At 48.8% G+C, this 23,417-nt stretch carries 17 protein-coding genes; 6 read left to right on the plus strand and 11 right to left on the minus strand.

What is annotated here, in order from left to right; all coding sequences use genetic code 11:
- Positions 1-11 precede the first annotated feature (11 nt).
- Positions 12-4,190 (minus strand): hybrid sensor histidine kinase/response regulator transcription factor, encoded by a 4,179-nt coding sequence (locus HMPREF9442_RS13560; RefSeq protein ID WP_008629680.1) that lies wholly within the window; start codon positions 4,188-4,190, stop codon positions 12-14.
- Between the two features lie 200 nt (positions 4,191-4,390).
- Here HMPREF9442_RS13560 and HMPREF9442_RS13565 point away from each other — a divergent pair, with 200 nt between their 5' ends.
- The 4 genes from HMPREF9442_RS13565 (at position 4,391) to HMPREF9442_RS13580 (ending at position 15,222) form a co-directional block, all read left to right on the plus strand.
- Positions 4,391-7,174, plus strand: coding sequence for a glycosyl hydrolase (locus HMPREF9442_RS13565; RefSeq protein ID WP_040603190.1), 2,784 nt, complete (start codon positions 4,391-4,393; stop codon positions 7,172-7,174).
- Positions 7,175-7,223: 49 nt separating this feature from the next.
- Entirely contained in the window at positions 7,224-10,889 is a 3,666-nt protein-coding gene (locus HMPREF9442_RS13570; RefSeq protein ID WP_040603191.1) for a hypothetical protein, read from the plus strand.
- Between the two features lie 170 nt (positions 10,890-11,059).
- Entirely contained in the window at positions 11,060-13,615 is a 2,556-nt protein-coding gene (locus tag HMPREF9442_RS13575) for a DUF4982 domain-containing protein (protein WP_420850137.1), read from the plus strand.
- A 14-nt stretch (positions 13,616-13,629) separates the two neighbouring features.
- On the plus strand, positions 13,630-15,222 hold the full coding sequence (locus HMPREF9442_RS13580) for an alpha-L-arabinofuranosidase C-terminal domain-containing protein (RefSeq protein WP_008629686.1): 1,593 nt from the start codon (positions 13,630-13,632) through the stop codon (positions 15,220-15,222).
- 330 nt (positions 15,223-15,552) lie between these two features.
- Here the strand turns inward: HMPREF9442_RS13580 and floA are convergent, their stop codons facing one another.
- From floA to frr, 4 genes are read right to left on the minus strand one after another with little or no spacing between them, the layout of a single operon-like run.
- The gene (gene floA / locus HMPREF9442_RS13585; RefSeq protein ID WP_008629688.1) at positions 15,553-16,551 is read right to left on the minus strand and encodes a flotillin-like protein FloA; all 999 of its coding nucleotides are present in this window, start codon (positions 16,549-16,551) and stop codon (positions 15,553-15,555) included.
- A 32-nt stretch (positions 16,552-16,583) separates the two neighbouring features.
- Positions 16,584-17,048, minus strand: a complete 465-nt coding sequence (locus tag HMPREF9442_RS13590) for an NfeD family protein (RefSeq protein WP_008629689.1) — start codon at positions 17,046-17,048, stop codon at positions 16,584-16,586.
- 19 nt (positions 17,049-17,067) lie between these two features.
- On the minus strand, positions 17,068-18,000 hold the full coding sequence (gene rsgA, locus HMPREF9442_RS13595) for a ribosome small subunit-dependent GTPase A (RefSeq protein WP_008629690.1): 933 nt from the start codon (positions 17,998-18,000) through the stop codon (positions 17,068-17,070).
- Positions 18,000-18,560: a ribosome recycling factor gene (gene frr / locus HMPREF9442_RS13600; RefSeq protein WP_008629691.1), complete on the minus strand. Its 561-nt coding sequence runs from the start codon at positions 18,558-18,560 to the stop codon at positions 18,000-18,002. Before frr ends, rsgA begins: the two co-directional genes overlap by 1 nt.
- A 200-nt stretch (positions 18,561-18,760) precedes the next feature.
- On the opposite strand from frr, the gene HMPREF9442_RS13605 reads away from it, so the two are divergent.
- Positions 18,761-19,093 carry a DMT family transporter gene (locus HMPREF9442_RS13605; RefSeq protein WP_172634414.1) on the plus strand — a complete coding sequence of 111 codons (333 nt, stop codon included), beginning with the start codon at positions 18,761-18,763 and terminating at the stop codon, positions 19,091-19,093.
- Between the two features lie 92 nt (positions 19,094-19,185).
- Here HMPREF9442_RS13605 and pyrH read toward each other — a convergent pair whose 3' ends face one another.
- The 3 genes from pyrH to HMPREF9442_RS13620 are packed head-to-tail and all read right to left on the minus strand — an operon-like array spanning position 19,186 to position 21,113.
- The gene (pyrH, locus tag HMPREF9442_RS13610; RefSeq protein WP_008629699.1) at positions 19,186-19,896 is read right to left on the minus strand and encodes a UMP kinase; all 711 of its coding nucleotides are present in this window, start codon (positions 19,894-19,896) and stop codon (positions 19,186-19,188) included.
- A gap of 19 nt (positions 19,897-19,915) precedes the next feature.
- Positions 19,916-20,716, minus strand: coding sequence for a biotin--[acetyl-CoA-carboxylase] ligase (locus HMPREF9442_RS13615; RefSeq protein WP_040603180.1), 801 nt, complete (start codon positions 20,714-20,716; stop codon positions 19,916-19,918).
- A 28-nt stretch (positions 20,717-20,744) separates the two neighbouring features.
- Positions 20,745-21,113: a YraN family protein gene (locus HMPREF9442_RS13620; protein WP_008629701.1), complete on the minus strand. Its 369-nt coding sequence runs from the start codon at positions 21,111-21,113 to the stop codon at positions 20,745-20,747.
- A 94-nt stretch (positions 21,114-21,207) separates the two neighbouring features.
- Here HMPREF9442_RS13620 and HMPREF9442_RS13625 point away from each other — a divergent pair, with 94 nt between their 5' ends.
- On the plus strand, positions 21,208-21,642 hold the full coding sequence (locus tag HMPREF9442_RS13625; RefSeq protein WP_008629703.1) for a nucleoside deaminase: 435 nt from the start codon (positions 21,208-21,210) through the stop codon (positions 21,640-21,642).
- 7 nt (positions 21,643-21,649) lie between these two features.
- Here HMPREF9442_RS13625 and HMPREF9442_RS13630 read toward each other — a convergent pair whose 3' ends face one another.
- From HMPREF9442_RS13630 to HMPREF9442_RS13640, 3 genes are read right to left on the minus strand one after another with little or no spacing between them, the layout of a single operon-like run.
- Positions 21,650-21,910 (minus strand): DUF4834 family protein, encoded by a 261-nt coding sequence (locus HMPREF9442_RS13630; protein WP_040603181.1) that lies wholly within the window; start codon positions 21,908-21,910, stop codon positions 21,650-21,652.
- A gap of 55 nt (positions 21,911-21,965) precedes the next feature.
- A complete protein-coding gene (gene pssA / locus HMPREF9442_RS13635; protein ID WP_087944127.1) occupies positions 21,966-22,679 on the minus strand; it encodes a CDP-diacylglycerol--serine O-phosphatidyltransferase in 714 nt (237 codons plus the stop codon).
- Between the two features lie 11 nt (positions 22,680-22,690).
- The gene (locus HMPREF9442_RS13640; RefSeq protein WP_008629707.1) at positions 22,691-23,377 is read right to left on the minus strand and encodes a phosphatidylserine decarboxylase family protein; all 687 of its coding nucleotides are present in this window, start codon (positions 23,375-23,377) and stop codon (positions 22,691-22,693) included.
- Positions 23,378-23,417: the final 40 nt, after the last annotated feature.

Here is a 23,417-nt window from a genome sequence, read left to right on the forward strand (position 1 = left end):
ATTCCCCGTTTTTATTTTCCGGTGAACTTGCTAGGAGGTACGTTAAAGTGTTTGGTGAAACAACGGGTAAAGTATTTCGGGTCGTTGAAGCCGACTTGGTAAGCTATCTCGGAAATGTTTAAGGTATGTCCGGTTTTGCTTATGAGAATTTCTTTAGCTATGTTCAGGCGATAGTTACGTAATAGTTCTCCTATAGCAGTACCTGTCAGTTCTTGTGTTTTTTTGTATAATAAACTTCGGCTGATTCCCATATCTGCGGAGAATTCATCCACGCCATATTCAGCATTGGAATAATTCTTTTTAAGGAGATCGAGGAGCTTGTCCATGAATGCTTGGTCTTGAGTACCTGGTTTGATGTGTAATTCTTCGCTTATCATGTGATATGCGAATTTCTCCTGAAGCCTTTTGCGGTTTCTGAGTAAGTTTTCTATCCGGGTCAATAACAGGTGTTCGTCAAAAGGTTTGGTCAGGTATGCATCCACTCCAAACTCGAAACTTTGGATGTGTGCCGTTTCGGAAGTTTTGGCTGTCAGGATCAGGAAGGGGATGTGTGATATGGAAAAGTCCGATTTTACATGATGGGATAGTTCCATTCCGTCCATGATAGGCATCATTAAGTCGCTTAAGATGAAATCAACGTGCTGCGTGTGCAGGATGTCGAGTGCTTCTTTACCTTGCGATGCCTCCAGGCAGTGATAATAGGGCGATAGGATGGCATGTAAATACTCCCGCATGTCCTTGTTGTCTTCCACGATGAGCAGGTTTATGGAGCTTTTCTCCGTTTCCATCATTTTCTTATGGGTTTCCGGGCTTTTGGGCAGGGATATTTGTACCCTTGTAGATGGAGATGCTTCAATAAGGTGCAGGGGAAGTAAGAACCGGAAAGAACAACCGGCGGTCCGATTGTTTACGACCCATATTTGTCCTCCTTGCAGTTGTACGAGTTGTCTGCATAAATATAAACCTATGCCTGTGCCGCTTTGGCCATTTATTGATGTACAAGGTCGCTTATCTGATTGGTAGAATCTTTGGAATATCATTTCTTTATCTTTTTCAGCAACACCCGGACCTGTGTCGCATACGCTTACAAAGAGTAAAGAACCTGAAGTGGAGGTAAGGGTCTTGGTGAACAATTTTATACATCCTCCTTTGGGAGTGAATTTAATCGCGTTAGACACTAAATTGAACAGGATTTTATGAAGCGCGTCCTCGTCAAAAGAGACGGTACATTCCGGTAAATGGAAATAATATTGTATTCTTAGGCCTTTTTCAGCGGCATAAGCGCTAAATAGGAGTTTCAAGTTTTGGAATAGCGGTAATAGGTATCCTTCGTGGAGCGTGATCTTCATATTGCCACTTTCCACTTTACGGAAGTCCAATAACTGGTTGACTAAAGAGAGCAGATAGTGGCTGTTACGGTCTACTATCTGTAATTGTTTGTTGGTTTCTATATCGGTATTGGTCTCTAAAAGATGCCTTACGGGGCCGATAATGAGTGTTAAAGGAGTACGGAATTCATGTGTGATGTTGGTGAAAAAGGCCAATTTTTCGGCTGTCAGGTTTTGTATTCTTTTTGACATGTCGAGTATTTCAGCTTTCTGTCGGCTAAGCAGTTCGTTTTGTTTTTCCAACGTTTGTGTACGTTGTGCCAACAAATCAGTTTGTGTTTTCAGTTTCTGTGTGCGTGATACGACTTTCTGGTGTAATTCTTTCTTTTGTAGCTTTAGCGTTCGTACGCGCCACATATATATAAGGTATAGGATTAGGATAAGGCACAGGCAACTTATGATTCTGAACCATGCGGTTCTGAAAAAGTAAGGAGTGATGTGCAATGCCATCTTTCCTTCCGAACCGGATTCGAAGTGTATACCGTCTGTGGCGTACCGTACTTCCAAGACGTATTGACCCGGTGGAAGGTTGGCGTATGATATGGTACGGTTGTCTTTTCCCGTGATGGTCCATTGGTCGTTAAAGCCTTTGAGTCGGTAGGCATAGGCGGCTTGTGGGGTGACGTTGTAGTCCAGTGTGGCAAATTCAATGGAGATGAATTTTTCACGCTCGTGTATTTCAACGACTCCGTCTTTTACTTGTACCTCACCTTGTAAGGTTTGGCAATGGGTGAATACGACGGGAAATTTTTTTTGTAGGATTGAAGGTTGTGAAGCCGGTGAGACTACAGAGAGTCCGGTCATGTTACCAAAATACAGTTCTCCATTTCTTCCTTTGTATGCCGCGTTCCAGTAAAATTGGTTACAAGCTAATCCGTCGTCCAAGGTATAGTTTTGGAAACACTGTTTTTGTGGAAAGAAGCATGAAAGTCCATGCAATGTGGAAATCCAGATATTTTTTGTATTGTCTTCCAATATTCCCCTCACGTGGTTGTTTACCAACCCGTCACGAGTAGAATAGTTTTGAAAGGTGTATGTACCGTCTATCGTTTGGGTTCCGATATAAAAGCCGTTACCGTTTGTGCCCACTAAAATACGGTTGTCGGAGCTTATTGTTACGAATGTGATTCTTTCTTTATCATGTGATTGGGGATTATTCAATTGGTACGGCCATAGCTGAAAGACGTTTTTTCCTTGGTGGAAGCGTTTTAAGTCGATGCGGCAAAGGCCGGCTGTCAATCCTAACCACAAATTGTGCTGACGGTCTATACATGCTCCCGCGTTACCCGTTTGCATACCTCCAAGTTTTTGGTTCCTAAACGGTTCATCTATTTTCTCACTAGGGACATGGTATGTATAAACGGATTTGCTGGTGGCAATCCATAGCGTCTGATTGAGACTGTCATATTGGATGGCACAAGTGCTAGCCCAAGCAAGTTCAGGGTGTGTATTGTCGTACAATGGGTGGAATTTCACCTTTCCTGAAAGAGTTTGCTCCACACTGCATACTCCACCGCCCCACATTCCAACCCATAGCTGTGAACCGTATCCTGTAATGCAGCTTACTGTGTGACTGGGTAAGCCATCCTTCATGGTGTAATGTGTGAATTGTCCCGGTGAGGTCATACGGTTGAGTCCGCTTTCTACCGTACCCACCCATACCTCGCCGTCATCTGCCGTATAGATGGCGTTGACGGTCTGTGGAGAAATACTTTGCGGTAAGTCACCAGAGTGGATATAGTTTGTCACAGTTAGTCTTTTGGGGACAGCTTTCATCAGTCCGTCGGCTTCTGTACCTATCCATACGGTTTCTCCGTCAACCAACAAACAATTAATGAAGTTGCAGAAAATGAAGTCCGACTTCTCGTCTTGGAAAGATTCATAACCGACTTGCTCAAATTTATCCGTTTGTTCATTGTATATGTTCAGTCCTTTGAGGGTAGATACAATCAAGGTCTGGTTTGGTGTTTCTGCAATATCAGTGATGTAGTCTTGACTTAAAGAATGGAAAGGAGCTGAAGAGTGATATTCCTTATGATGGTTGCCTTTGGAATCATATAGGAAAAGACCGTTTGATGTGCCCACCCAAAAATGGTTTCCAGTTTGGTACAATGCTTGCGTACGGCAGTTTCTTGGCAGGTTGGCAAAGAGGGAGACGGAAGAGGTCGGATGCCGTAGGTCTATTCTGTATATGTTTTCGGAACATCCGATCCATAAAATATCTTTTTCGTTTTCATAAAATGTTATGATGTCTTTGTTATGGATGAAAGGAAAGTTTTGAATGGTTGCAATGTTCCCGTCAGAGGTAAAGTTGATTCTGTAAGTTGCTTGTCTGCCTCCAACCCACAAGTTTCCTTTTCTGTCGCAATAGATGGAGTGGCATGGTTGGCTGCGTAACGAATCCCAAGCAAGTGCAGGGGATGCTGATAAGGTTAGGGATATTAGTTTTTCAGTATCAAGGCATTCCAATCCGTTGTCCCCTGCAATCCATAGCCTGTCGTGCAGGTCTTCGCAAATGGCTTTTGCAAAATCGTTTTGAATGTGTCGGACGCTTTCAGTGGAATTGAACGAAATGAACTGATAGCTGTCATATCGGCATACGCCGCCTCCGTAGAGTGCGAACCAAAGGAAACCTTTGCTGTCTTTCAAGATGTCTTCTACGAAGTTATGTGGTAAACCTTCGTTTATCCCAATGGTAGAAAACTTTTGGCTTTCACGCCAAAGGAGATCATTTGTTTTGGCTTGTACTCTTACACAAGAAAGAATGAGTAGGATCAGATAAAAGAAGTTCTTGCTTTTCATTGGGTCAATGGTTTTAATGAAGCAAAGATACGCTTTTTTTAAGGTGTCGGGAGATGAAATGAAGCCTTTTTCGTAGTTCTTGTTTGATAATCCACCCGAAAAAGATGAAAGTCCACCTCGTAAATATCACCGAGGGGTACATTTGCACAAGTCTTTTCCATTTGTGGAGGGATATGTTCCATTTAAAACACATTGAAGTTATGAAGAACAAGTTACTTTCTTTTGCGATGTTGGTGGCCTTGTCTTCTTCCGTTCCGGCGAAGAATACGGTCACGAAAATCGGCCAAGTGACGGCATCTGTGGTATTGACAGAGGATATAGACTATGTCATTACCGGAAGTGAGCCTTTTACGGTGACCGGAAGTGTCAATATCAAGAACAAGGAACATGCCGTGGTTATCTTGGAGAATATACGTCCGAGTGCAGCACTGTCATTCTTGGGATTTATTGATATAGACGGGGCTCCGGCCGTGGATGGGGAAAATTGCCAGGTGAAAATGTATGCGCAGGGGGCAATCATCATGCCTTATGCCAAAGACCTGAAACCTTTGACTGTATATTCCGAACAGAATTTCGGTGGGGAATCGGTGAATGATTTCGGTTTGGAAAATTCAGGAGGATTCATGAATACTCTGACGGAGGAAAAGCTGAACAACCGTATCCGGAGTTTCAAGTTAAAGCGTGGCTATATGGTGACATTTGCCAACAATCCGGGTGGACGCGGGTATAGCCGATGCTTCATTGCGGATGATGCGGATTTGGAAATTGCGGTTTTGCCTGAGGTACTTGACCGGCATATTTCGTCTTATCGCATTTTCAAGTGGAATGATACCCAGAAAAAGGGGTTAGCCAGTGATACCGGTAAGGGGAATAACAGCATGCTTAATTCTTCTTGGTGCTATACTTGGGGTGTGGGCTATGACATGGGAGCGGATTATGAATGTGTGCCTCATCATATCCATGAGACTTATCCATCTCCTACGGCTTTGGGGAAAGCTACATATTCCCCTCACATGAAGACGAACAATGAACCCGCGAATCCGAATGACGACCAACCGGCTACAGTGGAGCAAGTGTTGGCCAATTGGGAGGAACTCATGGCAACGGGCATGCGCCTTTGTTCGCCGTCTTATCATGACGGGGGGACTTCATGGTTGCGTAATTTCTTGAATGAGATAGACAAAAGAGGATGGCGCTGCGATATCGTGGATTTGCATTGTTATTGGACTGAAAGCCATTTTAATGATTTGCAGAAGTGGTACAATGATTTCCACCGTCCCATTTGGATTTCCGAATTCCTTTGGGGATCATCGTGGGGTAAGGCGGGAATCTTTGCCGTAGCCGACAATCGGGATTCCTTTTCCGAGGAGAATCAGCAAAAGAACTATGACGGCTTGAAACCCATATTGGACAAGTTGAACAAATGGCCTTATGTGGAACGTTATTCTTATTGGAACCATGAAAGGAACTGTTCCAAATTATTCTCGGGAGGAAATCTCTCCATTGCAGGGAAGTATTATGCGGAAATGAACCCCGGTATAGGTTATAAGAAGGCTTATGAATATGTTCCGAAGGTCGTTTATAACGCTCCGGAAGGTTTTGATGTGGTTTATACAGAACGAACTCAAAAGCTGACGGTTCAATGGACGAATAAGAATATGGAACTGACAGACTCTACCTTATTGGAACTCAGTATCGATGGTGGGGAATGGCAGACAGTGCGGAAGTATGAATCGTCGGAAAAGGAAACTTATGTGTATAACGAAGTCTTTTCTGATGATTTCCAAAAGGGGACGTATACTTACCGTATACATAATTACGATATGGACGGGAACGAACGTCTGACGGAAGGGAAGTCCGTTTCATTAGTCGGTGCGGAAGGATCACCCGGATTGCAGTATGGCACGTTGCGGATTACGGATACTGAAGAAACCAATACGACGTTCGATGCCGGAACAACGGAAGAGTCGGCTGTTTTCATGGGGTTGGTGTCGTATAATAATCCTAAGACGGTTCCGGTCGGAACCGTGGTGTCTGTGGCTTATGATAAATTCTCGTTTTGGGCTTTCCCGTGGAATGAAGGCGATTATGTGCAGACTGTCACAGAGCCTGAGACGGTGGACTTCATGGTATTCTCCAAAGGACGTCACCAGTATGGCGATGTCATGATGGAAGTAGGTGAAACTCCGAAGAAAGTTACGGAAGACAGTGTCTGGGTCAGCTTTGAAACTCCTTTTCCTGACGGAGTGACTCCTGTGGTTATAGCCAACGTCGTGTCCCGTTACAAGGTGCATCCTTATATGGTGAAAGTATGGAATGTGACCCGTGAAGGCTTTGCTGTCAAATTGTCCCGGCAAGCCGCTTTGGACGGGACGTTGGAAACTTTTGCCGGACAGCCGTTGTGTTATGTGGCCGCCACGCCCGGTGAAGCTTGGATTGAGGACGGGAATAAGAAATTGACAGTCGGATTGAATACGGTGGATAAAGTGGACGGGCGCAGGTCCCGTCCGGTGAACCTGTTGGATGGCAGTGGAGCAGCGGTTTCCCTTCTGAATCCTTATTTCCTTTGTGGTCCTCAAACCGATAATTATCCTTCTGCCTCAGTGTATCGGATAGCAGAGCAGATTAAGTCTCCGTCGGAAACCGATGCAAGCTTGTTGCTGACTACCGGTCTGAAAGTTATCCGCCAGAAGGATGAGACCGCTGAAGTCCATGTTGTGGACAATGCGGCGGCTAATGGGGATTTGATGGGATGGATAGCCATTAGTGAGAACTATGGCGGGACGAAGGTCGACGATGTCCGGAAGCCTGAAGTGAAGGTTTGGGCAGAAGATGGCCGTATCGTAGTGTCCGGCACGGAGGATTACCGTATATACGGTCTTGACGGAAGGCAAATGCCGCGAGGGCAGCGGTTGCCGGATGGCATTTATATCGTAAAGACCGAGGGAAAAACTGTGAAAATCATGGTGTCTTCTGTAAAGTGAAAGGTTTAGTGTTTTTAATTCATCCAATACAAATTAAAAAATGAAGATTATGAAAAACAAAATGTTAGCGTTGGTGGCCCTTTGTGGAGCCACATCATCCACCATGCCTTTGTGGGCGGCAGAATGGGCCGACCCAGTGTTGGAATTTGCCGCACCCGACTTGAAGACCGATGGCACGGGCGGTGGGGTATATTACGTTTACCATGTGGCTACCCAAAAGTTTATGTGTAACGGGAATTACAAGGACAACTGGAACACGGAGCTTGTGGTGGCCGATGAAGGACGGGAGGTAACCCTGAGTTATGGAGACGATTACGAATTGAGTCGTCGGCCTGAAACAGATCCCGAATATTCCGTTGAAAAAGGTTGGCGTTTAAGCATGAAAAATGCACCCTCTAATGGCGGTTTTCACGAATTGTTCATCAGGGCTGCTTCCATGGTGATATGCGTGGACCATAACAAACAGGGGCACATGTTGTGGCAGATTATGCCGCAAGAGAATGGAACCTATCGTATCAAAATTATAGATGGGGATAAATTGTATGGGGTGGAAGCTTCGGATGGCATATATAAAAATTCTTATGTGGCCGTCAACGAAGGGGAAACCGGGGTGAATCCTGTGCTTAATCCTGAGACAGCCGGTTACATGAATGCTGGTTTGGATTGGAAATTTGTCACACCGGAAGCTTATGAAGCTTATAAGGCCAAGCTTGAATTGCAGGATGCGTTGGAGAAAGCCGACGAGGCAGGGTTTACGGATTATGCGGAGTATGCCGGCATATATGAAAACCCCGATGCAACGGCGGAAGAGACGGAAAAAGCTGTTGGGAAATTGTCCCAGGCCATCATTGATTTCAAATATAATGCTGCCACGGAGGCGAATCCGATGGATGTGACAGAGTTGATTTCCAATCCTATGTTTGACGGGAATGCAAATGGTTGGGTTTCTCAAAGGGATGCCGTACCGGGAGGGGCACAGGATAATTTCGGTTATACTTCCGGAACAATTACGACATCCGATGGCGTGCCGTTTACGACTTGTTTTCAACGTTGGAATTCTAAAACTCAAGTACCTCGCCAACCGGATTGGTCCGTCACGCAGGATTTGACGGGACTTCCGGATGGTAAATACCGGTTGAAGGCATATATCCTGACGAATGTAACGGGAATGCAACCCGAAGGGCGGTTTCTGGTCGCCAAGACTTTGGCCGGCGAGAAGCGTACGGAGGCTAATGTGCCGTCGCCGGACGGAAGTGCCTATGCTGTTCCTTATACTGTGGATTTTTCTGTTATTGGTGGTACGGCCACGATAGGCATGATAGTGGAAAATTGCAACTCTAATTGGTCTTCTGTGAGTAATTTTTCATTGCAGTATTATGGGAAATCCGGTGCGGCTACTTTCCGTGATGCTTTGCTTGAATCCATAGCGGATGCAGAGAAAAAATATGCGGAATATACGGAGGCTCATGTCACTTTCAGTAATGTAGGAAAGGAGAAATATGAAGAAACGATTCAGGCGGCCAAGGCTGCGGCGGAAAACCAGGAGATAAAAGATGAGGATTTGAGGCAGGTAATCGATGTGGTGCAGGCACGTATGGATTCTTTGGCATTGGATATTTCCGCTTATGAGAGTTTGAATGCCCAACGGTTGGAATTGGAAAAGGCTTACGAAGAGAATCCCTATTCCGAAAACGGCTTGGAGGGTTATGAAGCTTTTTTGGACGGCTTGCTGGAGGCTTATGAGCGTTGCACTTTCAATCCCAATGAAGTGGACAGCATCCAGTCGCGTGCGGACCGGATATTTAAGTATTCCGTATTGGAATTATTGAGAAATGGTGGGACGACCGATGTGACGGGATTGTTTGTCAATCCGGATTTCACTTCCGACAATACCGGATGGACAAAGACCGGGAACGGGGAGTTTAAAAATTCCAACGAGGTGGCCGAGGTTTGGAACGGTACAGATTTTGAAATGTATCAGGAAGTGACAGGTCTTCCGGAGGGAACATATAAGATAACCATGCAAGGGTTCTACTCTCCGAGTTCCACGGACAAAAGCTGGCAGGCTTCTTGGGGGACAGAAGGGGATGGGCTTAACGAGGTGAAAGCTTCCCTTTTCGGAAACGATGTGTCCGTGAAGCTCCATCATGTGCTGGCATATCCGCAAACGGAAGACATTGCGGGCAATTGCGAACAAGTCTTTGAAACAGGCGATCCTGCCGTTGACGGCATGTGGTTCTGTCACGGGACTTCTTCCGCGCATGAGATTTTCGACCTGTCTCCCGATAATTATCGGAATACGGTGAACTGCTATGTGACGGACGATGGCCGCTTGCGCATAGGAGTGAAGATGGCCGGAGCCGAGTTAAAGGCTGCTTGGGCGCTTTTCGACCATTTCGAGGTGGAATATCTTGGAGCGGAGGATATGAGTGGTGCCAAATCGGTAATCAGTGCCCTGATAGGGGAAGCCGCAGCCATGCGCGACGAGGAACTGCAACTTACTACGCGTGAGGCTCGGAAAACATTGTCGGCAGCGGTAGAGTCGGCTTCGGCAGTACTCGACCAGTTGACGTTGGAAACCTATAAAGAGCAAATGGCATCGTTGGATGCCGCTATCGCCATGGGCAAAGAAGCACTTAAGGCTGCGTCTGCCTTGGAGGCTACAGTATACGGGCATGATGCCAAGATGCAGAGCGAGGACGGAGGTTATTCCGATTATGTGGGCACACCGGAGTTTGATGAGTTCGAAGCTTTGATAATAGAACTTTTAGGAAAGATAGAAAGCAACGAGAATGCTGTTTTCGAGTCGGTTGCCGAGATAGAGGATTATAATGTAAGAATAACTAAAGCCTATGCCAATATGGTGGTCGGCCACATGGATTTGGCTTCCGCTTCAATCGACACCCCGTTGGACATGACTTCAGTGCTCATGACACCGAGTTTTTCGGATAAGGATGAAGAAGGTGGGGATGTGAATGCTTCAGACGGATGGGTTTCGTCCATGGTGGGCGGAAAGGCCGAGAATCAGGACTTGGTCTATGAGTTTTACGACACGAAGTCGTGCGACTTGCATCAAACGCTGTACCATCTCCCGAAAGGGTATTACAGTGTGGTGTACAACGGGCTTTACCGTGCCGGTGAGCTCATATCGGCAGCGTTGGCCCGCCGTGACAGTGCCGATTCATGGCATGCGGAGGCTTATGTGGAAGTGGGGCAAGGCAAGTGGAGCGAGAAGTTCCAATCCATTTTCGACGGAGTGAGCGAATATAAATATGATACGTCAGACCGCGTGTTGGCAGATTCCTTGTTCCCCGATTCTCCGCAACTCCTCTACCATTGCACGGTGGATTCCCGTGTCGGGGCACGTACGGCTTTCGAGGCGGGCGAGTATGAAGGGATTTTCAGTTTCCAAGTTTCGGAAGAAGGCCAGGATGTGGTCTTAGGGGTACGCAAAAATGAATACGTCAAGAACGACTGGCTTTGTTTCGATAATTTCCGCTTGTATTATTTGGGTGATGGTGATGCGAACAAACCGGACGATTTTGTGGATTCCGTGGATGATGTGATGGCAGAAGGGACGCAGAAGGTCGTAGATACGTTATGGTACACGATTGACGGTGTACGCGTGTCTGCCCCGGGACGGCGCGGCATTTACATCCGCGAAGACCGGATGGAAGATGGCACGAAGAGGACTGTGAAAATCATGGTCAGATAGGATTTCATGATGCACGGCAAGTAATCAATGGGAGGGCGGTCTTTGTGAAAAGGCCGCCTTTTTAGTGTTTGGGTATCATTGTCCACCTCAAAAACACGTTTTTCCACGTGATTTTAGAATAAGTGCATTAATTTTGCGAGGTGCTAATGATAAAAAAGAAAAAGATGAAGATGGAATTTATAAGGCGGTTCGTTGGGCTTTTCATATTATATGGCAGGTTTGTCCTTTTGGCCGTAGGGGGGTATGTGTTCACGATGTCGTCGTATGCTTTTTCCGGAAAGGAACGTGCGGAGTTGTTTGTATCCGGATGGCGTTTCCATTTGGGTAATCCGGAGGGGGATGCCTCTCGCCAAGATTTCGACGACGGTGCATGGCGGTTGTTGGACTTGCCTCACGACTGGAGCATAGAGGGCGATTTCAGTGCCGACCATCCGGCACGTAAGGAAGGAGGGGCGTTGCCCGGTGGATTGGGTTGGTATCGTAAGGTTTTTGAGGCTCCGCGTGAATGGCAGGGAAAGAAAGTCTTCGTGGATTTTGACGGGGTGTACATGAATTCGGAAGTGTTCGTAAACGGAAACTCTTTGGGCGTGCGTCCTTATGGTTACAGTTCGTTCCGGTACGACCTGACCCCTTATTTGAAGTGGGGAGAGCGCAATGTATTGGCCGTGAAAGTTGACAATAGTACCCAACCCAATTCCCGTTGGTATTCAGGTAGCGGAATCTACCGTAACGTATGGCTTACGGTGGTGGAGCCTGTCCATGTGGGGCATTGGGGCACGTTCGTGACCACTCCGGAAGTGACCGGTGAGAAGGCGGTAATGGAGGTGCGTACTATGGTGAAGAATGACGGGCAGGCAGGCCGTAGGGTAGGAGTCGTTTCCACCCTCCTTGATGCACGGGGACGGATGGTGGCTGGGCAGTCCGGTTTTGTAGATGTGCCGGCCGGTGGGTGCTCCGAGGCGAGTCACACTTTGATTATGACGGCTCCCGAGCTGTGGAGCACTGAGCACCCTTATTTATATAAGGTAAGGACGGAACTTAAAGTAGACGGACGTAGCGTAGATACTTACTATACTACCACTGGCGTGCGTCATTTCAAGTTTGATGCCCGGACGGGATTTTGGCTCAACGGGAAACACATGAAGATAAACGGAGTGTGCATGCACCATGATTTGGGATGCCTTGGGGCGGCAGTCAATGTCCGTGCCATCAAGAGGCAACTGGAGATATTGAAGGAGATGGGCTGCAACGGTATCCGTTGCACGCATAACCCGCCTGCGCCCGAATTGCTCGACCTTTGCGACCGTATGGGCTTCGTGGTGATGGATGAGGCTTTCGACATGTGGCGTATCCATAAAACCGCATACGATTACGCCTGCTATTTCGACCGTTGGCATGAGCGTGATTTGGCAGACCTTGTATTGCGGGACCGCAACCATCCTTGCATCTTCATGTGGAGCGTGGGGAATGAAGTGGGGGAGCAATGGCGTAATGCAGGGCGCGACACCTTGTCGGTCGAAGATGCCAATATCCTATTGAATTTCGGTCGAGACGAGTCGGATTTGCCCCGGTTGGAGGGGACGCATGTCAATACGCTCTTAGCGGCCAAGCTTTCCGGTCTTGTACGCCGTTATGACCCTACGCGTCCCGTGTTGACGGGAAACAACAGTGGAGGAAAGGACAACCTGTTGCACAAGCCGGAGGCCGGAATGGATATTATCGGTTACAATTATTGTGTGTGGGACATTCCGAAAGTGCCCAAGGTGTTTCCCGGAAGGCCATTTTTGCTTACAGAGTCTATTTCAGGCTTGATGACGCGGGGATTCTACCGTATGCCCTCCGATTCCATGTACGTGTGGCCTATGCGCGGTGAGGTACGTGTGCCGGAGGGGAGCAATCATCTGACTTCGGCTTACGATAATTGCCATGTGCCATGGGGATGTAGTCATGAGGCAGGGATGCGTATGGTGAAAAACAACGATTTCATCTCCGGGCAATATGTCTGGACGGGTTTCGACTATATCGGGGAACCTACGCCCTTCCCGTTCCCATCACGCAGTTCCTATTTCGGAATCATAGATTTAGCCGGGTTTCCCAAGGACGTGTATTACATGTACCAGTCGGAATGGGCTGAAAAACCGGTGCTCCACCTTTTTCCGCATTGGAATTGGAAAGAAGGACAGAAGGTGGACTTATGGGTGTATTACAACCAGGCCGACGAGGTGGAGCTTTTCGTGAATGGCAAGAGCCAGGGAACAAAACGTAAGGGACGGGATGATTTTCATGTGGCTTGGCGTGTAAGGTATGAGCCGGGCACGGTGAAGGCCGTGTCGAGAAAGGACGGAAAGGAAGTCTTGGTGCGCGAAATCCATACGGCGGGTGTACCGGCACGAATCCGGTTGACAGCCGACCGCGACACGCTTTGTGCGGACGGGAGGGATTTGGCATTCGTCACGGTGGAAGTTTTGGACAGGGACGGAAACCTTTGTCCCGAAGCTGAAAACTTGGTGCATTTCGAGGTCGGGGGACAGGTTTTGATAGCCGGTGTGGACAATGGCAGCCCTTTCTCGATGGAACGTTTCAAGGACACGAAACGTAAGGCTTTCTTCGGTAAATGTTTGGTCGTATTGCAAAGCAACGGGAAGGCCGGGCATGCCACGTTGAAGGCGGTGTCCGAAGGATTGGACGGAGCAGAGCTCAAAATTAAGATGGAGCGGAGTAGATAACAACATATTAGAAGATGAAGAATATGAATTTGAAAGACAAGATGGTGAGTGTGAAGACGGCAGGGCTTTGTGCCTTGCTTTTAGCCGGACAGCCGGCATGGTCGGGTACGGGGAAAGACGAGGTAATCCGGCACAATTCCGTGTCCGTAATGCCCGGTGCACCGAAGGTGAAATACAGCAAGATGATTTTCGGGCAGTTTATCGAGCACTTCGATAATCAGGTGTACGGTGGATTGTACGACCCGGAGTCTAAGTTTGCCGATGAAGACGGCTTCCGTAAGGATGTAATTGAGGCTTTGAGGGAAATCAAGACCCCTATCGTGCGTTGGCCGGGTGGCTGTTTCGTATCGACCTATCATTGGCTAGACGGAGTGGGGAAAGAACGTACCCCGGTGTACGACAAGACCTGGCAGGTAGAAGATCCGAACACTTTCGGGACGGATGAATATATAAAATGGTGCCGGAAGGTGGGGTGTGAACCTTATATTTGTACCAATGCAGGAACAGGGACTCCGGAGGAGATGAGCGATTGGGTGGAATATTGTAACCTCACTATCGGGAAATACGGACGGATGCGTGCCGCGAACGGCCATCCGGAACCTTACAACGTGAAGTATTGGAGCGTGGGGAATGAAAACTGGGGCGCACACGAATTGGGGGCGCGTACGGTGCAGGAGTGGGGTCCCATGGTGCGCGAATCAGCCAAGTTGATGCGCAGCGTGACGAAGGATGCCAAGCTGTTTGCGGCTGCCAAGTCTGACAAGAAGTGGACGTTGCCTTTGTTGCGCGAAGCCGGCCCTTATTTGGATTATATAGCTATCCATGGTTATTGGGACCCGCTCTTCCATGTCAACAATCCTGCGCCTTACTTGAAGTGTATGATGAAAACGGATGCTCCGGAGCAAGACATCCAAAGGACTATCGGCATATTGGATGAGGCCGGGTTCGGCGGTGGAAAGATAAAAATCGCTTACGATGAGTGGAATTTGCGCAACTGGCACCATCCTTGGCATGGCGACTTGCGTCGCGGTTTCGATTTGGAGGCGCGCCGTAAGAACGATATGGCTTCCACTTACACGATGGCAGACGCTTTGTTTTCCGCCTGTTTCCTGAATGCCTGCCTGCGTCATTCCGACGTGGTGGACATAGCTTGTTTCGCTCCGGTGGTCAACACGCGTGGGCCTATCTTCGTGCATCCCGACGGTATCGTGAGACGTACTACGTTTTATGTCTTTAAGATGTACACCAATGGACTGGAAGATTATATGCTTCCGGTTGCTTTGGAAGCCGGGCGGTTGACGCAAGGCAGCCAGTCCACGGCAGTGTTCGATGTCGTGCTGACGGGGAATGCGGACGGAACGCGTTATGTTTACGCGGTGGTGAATAAGGATCCGGAGAAAAGCCATGCCCTGACGTTGGATTTCAAAAGTCTGGGAGTGAAAGAACCGCGTAAACTCAAGGGGACCGTATTGAGCGGGACTTCCGCAGACGATTATAATGACATAGGGAAGGAACGGGTGGTGCCCGAGGAACGTAGTTTTGAGGTACGGGATGCCGCAGTGGTTTTACCTCCCCATTCCCTGACGTTGTTGAGGTTGGAAAAATGAGAAGACGGTTGGTCGGTAAATCGGGACGGGTGAGAATTAGTTTTACACCGCAATCCGCCAAATCGTTTGGCTGAGATTGAAAATTCATTCTCAGCCAAACGAAAAAAAGTTCTCCTGAGATTGATTTCCCAATCTCAGGAGATTTTTTTAGCCATCATAACATCTTGAAAATGTGAACGGTATATTTTGAAGTGTTGTTATGTAATTTCCTTACTTTTGGCCTGCCCGGGCGAGCCTGCCGTTTGAACGTGGGTAAAGAATAAACCTCTTTCCTCCTTTTTAGGGGAGAAGAAAGAGGTTTATGGGGTGATAGGGAAAATGATGTCCGGTTTACTTCAGAATATCTTTCATCCCGTCTTTCGTCAGGTTGCCGATGTTCTCACGCATGGCTGTGTCGCCTTTCAGGTTTTCCAGTTTGTAGTAGTCCATGAAACCCATGTGACCGTCGCGCAGGGCTTGTGCCAAAGCTTTGGGCACTTCGGCTTCAGCCTGGATGACTTCGGCGCGGGCTTCCTGCGCCTTGGCTTTCATTTCCTGTTCGGCGGCAATGGCCATGGCACGGCGTTCCTCGGCCTTGGCCTGCGCGATGTTTTTGTCGGCGTTGGCCTGGTCGATTTGCAGGGTGGCACCGATGTTCTTACCCACGTCGATATCGGCGATGTCGATGGACAGGATTTCAAAAGCCGTACCGGCATCCAGACCCTTTTTGAGTACCAGTTTGGAGATGGAGTCCGGGTTTTCCAGAACCTGCTCGTGGTTTTCGGCCGAACCGATGGAAGATACGATGCCTTCGCCTACACGGGCCAGGATGGTGTCCTCGCCTGCACCTCCCACAAGTTGGTGGATGTTGGCGCGTACGGTGACGCGGGCCTTTGCTATCAACTGGATACCGTTTTTGGCTACGGCGGCTACGGGTGGCGTGTCGATTACCTTCGGGTTGACGGAAGTCTGCACGGCCTCGAACACGTCGCGGCCCGCCAGGTCTATGGCCGTGGCCTTTTCAAAAGGCAGGTCGATGTTGGCTTTTGATGCCGAAACCAAGGCATGTACTACGCGTTGCACATGTCCGCCCGTCATGTAGTGGGCTTCCAGATTGTCGCGGGTGATGTTCTTCAGGCCGGCCTTATGGGCCTCGATGAGGCTCGGCACGATGACACCGGGCGGCACGTTGCGGATGCGCATCAGGAAGAGCTGTATCAACGAGATGCGCACGCCCGATACTTTGGCGGAGAGCCAAAGGAAGAACGGTACGAAATGAAAGAATATCGCCAGAAAGATGATGGCGACGATGGCGATGACCACCGGAAAAACAATTGGATCTAATAACATGATATCAGAAAATTAAAGGGTGAATAATATGTTTATTTCTTTTTGACGGTGATTTGGGCATCCTCTACGCGAACTACTACTACGGGAGTGCCTTCGTCCAGGAAACCGTCGGCCGATTTGACTTCCACGGTCCGGCCGCCGATGTCCGCGTTACCGATGAGGGCGAGCCGGGTAATGGCCACTCCCTCGTCTCCGGGGCGTACGGAAAGTTGTTCCGCCGAGGCTGCCGTGGAATCGATACTTTTGTGGAGCGAATATTTCTCCAATGTCTTGGAGTGCATTAGCCAGTAGCCCAACAGTCCGCAGGCTACGATGGATGCTGCGCAGGCCCACAGTCCGGTGGCCAGTCCAAACCAACTGAAAGCTACGTAGTTGGCACCTACGAGGCAGCAAGCTGCCGCTATGCCCGCTATGCTGATGCCCGGGAAGACGAACAACTCTATGGCGAGCAGGATGGCGCATAGGGCGAATAAGATGATAAGCGTAAATATTTCCATGGTCTTGGGGTTTTAGGGGTCAGTAACCTTGCCTGTATTTGGTTTCATGTTGGTCTTCCAACATGTTGAGATAAGAGGCATAGCGGCTTTCGCTGATGAGGTGTTCCTCTACGGCGCGGCGTACGGCGCAGCCCGGCTCATGGGTGTGCGTGCAATTGTTGTATTTGCAGTCTGCCGAAATCTGGAAAATTTCGCGGAAGTAGTGTGCCACTTCTTCTTTCTCGAAGTCGAATGTGCCGAATCCTTTGATGCCCGGGGTGTCGATGACGTAACCGCCGCCCGGCAAGCTGAACATCTCGCTGAATGTCGTGGTGTGCATGCCCGTGTCGTGTGCGGCTGAAATTTCTGCAGTCCGCAGGTTCAGGTCGGGTATCAGTTTGTTCAGTAGGGTAGATTTCCCTACGCCGGAATGGCCGGAGAACAGGGTGGTGCGTTTTTCTAAGCTTTCGCGCAGCGCGCCGATGCCGGTAGACTGCAAGGCCGAACAGGCATGGCAGGGATAGCCGATGGTGGTGTACAGGTGCATCATGCCTTCCATGTAACGGAGGTCGTCGGCATCATAGCAATCGGTCTTGTTGAAAACGAGCGATACCGGAACGCGGTACGCTTCGGCCGAAGCCAGGAAACGGTCGATGAAGGTGGTGGAAGTTTCCGGATGGCTGACGGTTACGATTAAAAAAGCCTGGTCTACGTTGGCTGCGATAATATGGCTTTGTTTGGACAGGTTGGAAGCTTTCCGGATGATGTAGTTCTTACGGTCTTCTATTTCTGTGATGAAAGCCGTCCCCTCCGCATTGACGGTGATTTGCACAAAATCGCCTACCGCCACCGGGTTGGTGCTGCGTATGCCTTTCAGGCGGAAGTTGCCTTTGATTTTAGAATCAACAAGTTGGCCGTCGTCCGTGCGGACGACGTACCAACTCCCTGTATTACGGATGACAAGCCCTCGCATCAGACGGTCATGATTTCTTTGTCTTTGGCCGCATACAAGTCATCGATTTGTTTGATGTACTTGTCATGCACCTTTTGCAATTTGGCCTCCGAGTTCTTTTGTTCGTCTTCAGCCATGCCGTCTTTCACTGCTTTTTTCAGGGCATCGATGGCGTCGCGGCGTGCGTTGCGTACGCTGACCTTTGCCGTTTCGCATTCGGCCTTACATTGTTTGGCCAGCTGTTTGCGGCGTTCCTCGGTCAAGGGCGGGATGCCGATACGGATAATTTCACCGTTGTTTTCCGGCATGATGCCCAATTCGGAATCTATAATCGCTTTTTCGATGGCGCGGAACATGTTTTTGTCCCACGGCTTGATGGCGATGCTGCGGGCATCGGGTGTGTTGACGGCTGCCACATTATTGATGGGTACCATGGAACCGTAGGAATCCACACGGATGCCGTCGAGCAAACGGATGTCGGCCTTTCCTGCACGGATGTGCGCCAAGGCTTCGTCCAGGTACATTACCGCCATGTCCATTTTCTCCTGCGCTTCGTCAAGGATAGTCTTTGAATCTGCCATAATCTGTTCTTTTGTTAAGATGATATATTGATACTATGATACTTTGAAAAACAAAAGTAGCGGATTTTTTATTCATCTGCAATAAAACGGGGGAGGAATTATCGGAAAGTCTTCTGGCATGGTACTCGTTTTCATCTTATTTGTTCTTTTTCACTTAAAAACCTATCTTTGTAGCTTCATTCTAAAAAGAGAGGGATATGCTGAAGAGTTATTTGGTATTGTTGATGGCCATTGTTTTTGAAACGGTGGCAACTTCTTTTCTGAAACAAAGCGGGCAGTTTACGAAGTTTTGGCCTTCGGTGGTGACGGTAGTCGGGTATGCGGCGGCTTTTTATTGCCTTAGCTTGGTGCTGAAACACATCCCGGTGGGCATTGCATACGCCATTTGGTCGGGCGTGGGAATCGTGCTGATAGCCGTCATCGGTTCCACGGTGTTTAAGCAACATCTTGACTGGCCGGCCGTGTTGGGGTTGGCTTTGATTATTGCCGGTGTGGTGGTGATTAACGTGTTCTCGGATTCTGTATCTCACTGATTTCCGTTATGGGGGTATAAAAGTGCCCGTCATGTGTTCGGCATGGCGGGCATTGCGTTTTATGTATCGGTCGTTTTGGAGCAGATGCTGAATCAGTTGTGTACCAAAGTCCCGATGTTTTCTCCTTCCATTACTTTTTTTAGGTTTCCGTACACGTCCATGTTGAAGACATAGATGGGCAGGTTGTTCTCCTTGCACATCGTGGTTGCGGTGAGGTCCATTACTTTCAGGCCCTTGTGGTAGATTTCATCGTATGTGATTTCACTGAACTTCGTGGCCGTGGGGTCTTTTTCCGGGTCGGCCGTGTACACGCCGTCCACACGCGTCCCTTTAAGCATCACGTCGGCTTCGATTTCAATGCCGCGCAACGATGAACCTGTGTCGGTCGTGAAATAAGGGTTGCCCGTGCCGGCGCTCATGATGACCACTTCTCCGGCTTCCATGTATCCGATGGCCTTCCATTTGCTGTAAAACTCGCCGATCGGCTCCATGCGGATGGCGGTCAGCACGCGGCTTTTCACGCCGATGGCCCCCAACGCGCTGCTCAGTCCGAGCGAATTGATGACCGTGGCGCACATGCCCATCTGGTCGCCTTTGACGCGGTCGAATCCTTTGCCTGCACCGCTCAGGCCGCGGAAAATGTTGCCTCCGCCGATGACGATGCCGATTTGCACGCCCATGTCGTGCACTTCCTTGATTTGTTCCGCATATTCGGCCAGACGTTTTTCGTCGATGCCGTAACGTTGTTCTCCCATGAGGCTCTCGCCGCTCAGTTTGAGGAGTATCCTTTTGAATTTAGCCATAATAAAGTATTTTGGTTGGTTAAAGTACGAATGGGGCGGACGGGTTTGTGCCCGACGGTATCAGGTGGCTTACTTCCTTGAAGGCGTATCTTCGTGTAATGCCGTTCCTGTCGGTCAGGACCAGGTGCCCGGTAGGTTCCACGTCGTGGATTTCGGCTTCGAAAACACCGTCCGCGTCTTGATAAAGGTGAAAACCGTTGCATCGGTAAAGCTGTTCCCGGTAGCTACGGGCGATGTCCTCCGTTCGGCCTTGTTGGATGTTCCGGTAATAGTCCTTGAAACGTTTGATGATGTCGGCTAAGATGAATACCGGTTCCTCTTCTTTTCCTGTGATTTGTCGGAGCGAGACCGGATTGGGGGCATCGCTGCAGAACGTTTGTTGGTTTATATTGATGCCGGCTCCTATGATGCAATTCTCGATGCATCTTCCTATCAGGGTGTTCTCGATGAGCATGCCGCAGATTTTCCGGTCCTTCCAGTAGATGTCGTTCGGCCATTTGACGCAGATGTCTTTGGCATAGCCGGACAATGTTTCGCAGACAGACAGTGCCATGGCTTGGGACAGGATGAACTGCCGCTTGGCTTCCACTTCGCGGGGATGGAAGAGCAGGCCGAACAAAAGGTTCTTACCGGCTTCCGATTCCCAAGAATTACCGGCTTGTCCTCGTCCGGCAGTCTGGAAGTCAGCCGTGGCCAGAATCATGTCTTTCGGAGAAACTGGACGATAATGTTTCAGGAAATCGATGGTGGAGCCTGTCGAGTGGAGCCGTATCCATTCGAACCATGGCGAATCGTCCAATATGTAAAGTGAATGCGTCATATTCAAAATATTCTAATCGTGTTGCAGGTCAGTATAGCGGCGGGTAAAAGGCATCTTCTATATGCCTTAGCCGGGGGAGCCCGTTTTCTCCCGTTACGACGGTGATGAGGTCGAAGCGTACCGGGAGGTCGATGGCATATTTGCGCAAGTAGGCGTCGGCCGAACTGACAATGCGTCGTATTTTCCCGTTTGTGACGGCGTCTTCGGGGAGTCCGAATAAAACGTCTTTTCTGGTTTTTACTTCCACGAAGACCAGTGTGCCGTCTTTTTCGGCCACGATGTCCAATTCCTTGTGCCCGCACCTCCAGTTCCGGTGTCGGATGACATAACCTTCTGATTGCAGATGGTTTGCAGCCAGTCGTTCTCCTTCTTTTCCCAGTTCATTGTGTGCGGCCATTTCGATTTATTGGATTCCCGTGCTGCAAATTTATTAAAAATATTGGTGAATCCTTGCAGAAATCTTACTTTTGCATGTACTAAATTGTGAAGATATGGCAGATGATGCTTTTTACATGAAAAAAGCGCTGGAAGAGGCGCGGCGTGCTTACGATGAGGATGAAATACCGGTAGGGGCTGTTGTGGTTTGCGGCGACCGTATTCTGGCGCGTGCACATAACCTGACGGAAACGTTGACGGATGCGACCGCCCATGCCGAGATGCAGGTGATTACGGCGGCTGCCAATGCTTTAGGCGGAAAATATTTGAACGAATGTACGCTTTATGTGACCTTGGAACCGTGTGTGATGTGTGCGGGGGCCATCGGATGGGCACAGGTGAAACGTCTGGTTTACGGGGCAACGGATGAAAAAAGAGGATACAAGATGTTTGCACCCCAAGCCATACATCCGCGAACGGAAGTGGTGAGTGGTGTGATGGCGGACGAGGCCGTGGCTTTGCTGAAAGACTTCTTTAAGGGGAAACGTTAGGTTTCTTTTATTTGATTTCCTCGTAATCCACATACTCCCCTTCGTTGTCATCGAATATTTTGTGCGAACTTTGGGACGAGGATTGAGAGTGGTTTTGCGACGTGGTTTGCCCGTGGGGATTACGGGATGAAGACTGTTGTTTATGGTTCTTGGGAGAAAATGAAGACATGATGTTCCGTACTCTTCTGGCTATATTAAGGACCATAATGAGCAGGAAGGCCAAAAAGGCAAAAAGTAAACCGAATATACATCCTAAAGGACCTGTCATAAATATGATTTTTTATGCTTTGTTGCCAGACTGATGAACAAGAACCGTGCCAAAGTCAGTGAGTTTTCTGTCGTGCAGTCAGGACAGAGAGGATGACGTACCATGCGATGATGGCTGCAAAACAACTGAATCCCAAAAAGATAATCATGGGGATGCAAGTCAGGATGAAAATAAACTTAATTTTATTGTCTTGCCAGGAAAGGTTCTTGAATTTGAGGGCAAACATGGGGATCTCCGCTACCAAAAGGAAACAGGATAGCAACATGAACATGAAAAGGAAGAAAGCATTGAACTTTTCTGAAACCAAAAATCCATAGTTGCCCACAATCAGCGAAGCCCAAAACAAGGTGTTGGCCGGGGTCGGTACGCCAATGAAAGACGATGTTTGCCGCGTGTCGATGTTGAATTTGGCTAACCGCAAAGCCGAAAATGCCGCCATAAGGAATGCCGTATAGGGCATCACGTCGCGCAGCGGCTCCATGAAATCAGGATAAACCACCCGATGGAACAGATGGAATATCATGGCCGAAGGGGCTACTCCAAAGGTCACTACATCTGCCAACGAATCCAATTCCTTTCCTATGGGGGAGGATACTTTCAGCACGCGAGCCGACATCCCATCGAAGAAATCGAATACGGCTCCTATGACAATGAGCAGAAACGCCCAACTGTAATTACCGTAGAAAGCTGCACCCGTAGCCATACAGCCGGAAATCAGGTTGCAGCAAGTAATGCTGTTGGGAATCTGTCGTATGATGATATTTGCCATATGACATTTTATTATAATTTGGTGATGATGGTTTCATTACCCACCGTCTTTTGCCCCAATTTGACGTTGACTTTGGTCCCGACCGGAAGGAAAAGGTCGACTCTGGAACCGAACTTGATGAATCCCATGTGTTCGTCGATATAACAATCTTCGTCTTCGCGGGCGTATGTCACGATGCGCCGAGCCATGGCACCGGCAATCTGCCGTGCCATGATGAAGACACCGTCCGGTGTTTCGATGACGATGGTGGAACGTTCATTCTCAATGCTGGCTTTGGGCAACCAAGCCTTATGAAAGTTTCCGTCGTGATGTTCCACCAACCTTACGGTGCCGTCCACCGGAATCCAGTTGGCGTGCACGTTGGTCAAGCTCATGAAAATGGAAACCATTAGCCGGCGGTCATGGAAATATTCGTTTTCGTCCACCTCCTCTATCACGACGATTTTACCGTCGGCCGGAGCTACGACAACGTTTTCCGTGTCTCCCTCGAAACGTCTGATCGGACATCGGAAGAAATTGACTACGATGAGGTAGATGACCGTGCATACGGTTGCAGAAACATAGAACGGGAGCTTGCATTCAAATGCATAGTAAAGGCAGGCGTTAAACAGAAGTAGTCCCCCAGCACCCGCAATGAGCGTGTGCGTGCCTTCCCGATGTATTCTGATTTTTTTTAATTTATTCAATTTTCGTCCCATGGAGTTTTCCCCTTATATTAAAGGACAAAGGTAGCTATAT

Source organism: Paraprevotella xylaniphila YIT 11841 (genome assembly GCF_000205165.1).
Classification (GTDB): Bacteria; Bacteroidota; Bacteroidia; order Bacteroidales; family Bacteroidaceae; genus Paraprevotella; species Paraprevotella xylaniphila.

Coding starts and splice junctions, on each gene's coding strand:
- HMPREF9442_RS13560 (WP_008629680.1), bottom strand. CDS start 4,190: ATGAAAAGCAAGAACTTCTTTTATCTGATCCTACTCATTCTTTCTTGT.
- HMPREF9442_RS13565 (WP_040603190.1), top strand. CDS start 4,391: ATGAAGAACAAGTTACTTTCTTTTGCGATGTTGGTGGCCTTGTCTTCT.
- HMPREF9442_RS13570 (WP_040603191.1), top strand. CDS start 7,224: ATGAAAAACAAAATGTTAGCGTTGGTGGCCCTTTGTGGAGCCACATCA.
- HMPREF9442_RS13575 (WP_420850137.1), top strand. CDS start 11,060: ATGGAATTTATAAGGCGGTTCGTTGGGCTTTTCATATTATATGGCAGG.
- HMPREF9442_RS13580 (WP_008629686.1), top strand. CDS start 13,630: ATGAAGAATATGAATTTGAAAGACAAGATGGTGAGTGTGAAGACGGCA.
- floA (WP_008629688.1), bottom strand. CDS start 16,551: ATGTTATTAGATCCAATTGTTTTTCCGGTGGTCATCGCCATCGTCGCC.
- HMPREF9442_RS13590 (WP_008629689.1), bottom strand. CDS start 17,048: ATGGAAATATTTACGCTTATCATCTTATTCGCCCTATGCGCCATCCTG.
- rsgA (WP_008629690.1), bottom strand. CDS start 18,000: ATGCGAGGGCTTGTCATCCGTAATACAGGGAGTTGGTACGTCGTCCGC.
- frr (WP_008629691.1), bottom strand. CDS start 18,560: ATGGCAGATTCAAAGACTATCCTTGACGAAGCGCAGGAGAAAATGGAC.
- pyrH (WP_008629699.1), bottom strand. CDS start 19,896: ATGGCTAAATTCAAAAGGATACTCCTCAAACTGAGCGGCGAGAGCCTC.
- HMPREF9442_RS13615 (WP_040603180.1), bottom strand. CDS start 20,716: ATGACGCATTCACTTTACATATTGGACGATTCGCCATGGTTCGAATGG.
- HMPREF9442_RS13620 (WP_008629701.1), bottom strand. CDS start 21,113: ATGGCCGCACACAATGAACTGGGAAAAGAAGGAGAACGACTGGCTGCA.
- HMPREF9442_RS13625 (WP_008629703.1), top strand. CDS start 21,208: ATGGCAGATGATGCTTTTTACATGAAAAAAGCGCTGGAAGAGGCGCGG.
- HMPREF9442_RS13630 (WP_040603181.1), bottom strand. CDS start 21,910: ATGACAGGTCCTTTAGGATGTATATTCGGTTTACTTTTTGCCTTTTTG.
- pssA (WP_087944127.1), bottom strand. CDS start 22,679: ATGGCAAATATCATCATACGACAGATTCCCAACAGCATTACTTGCTGC.
- HMPREF9442_RS13640 (WP_008629707.1), bottom strand. CDS start 23,377: ATGGGACGAAAATTGAATAAATTAAAAAAAATCAGAATACATCGGGAA.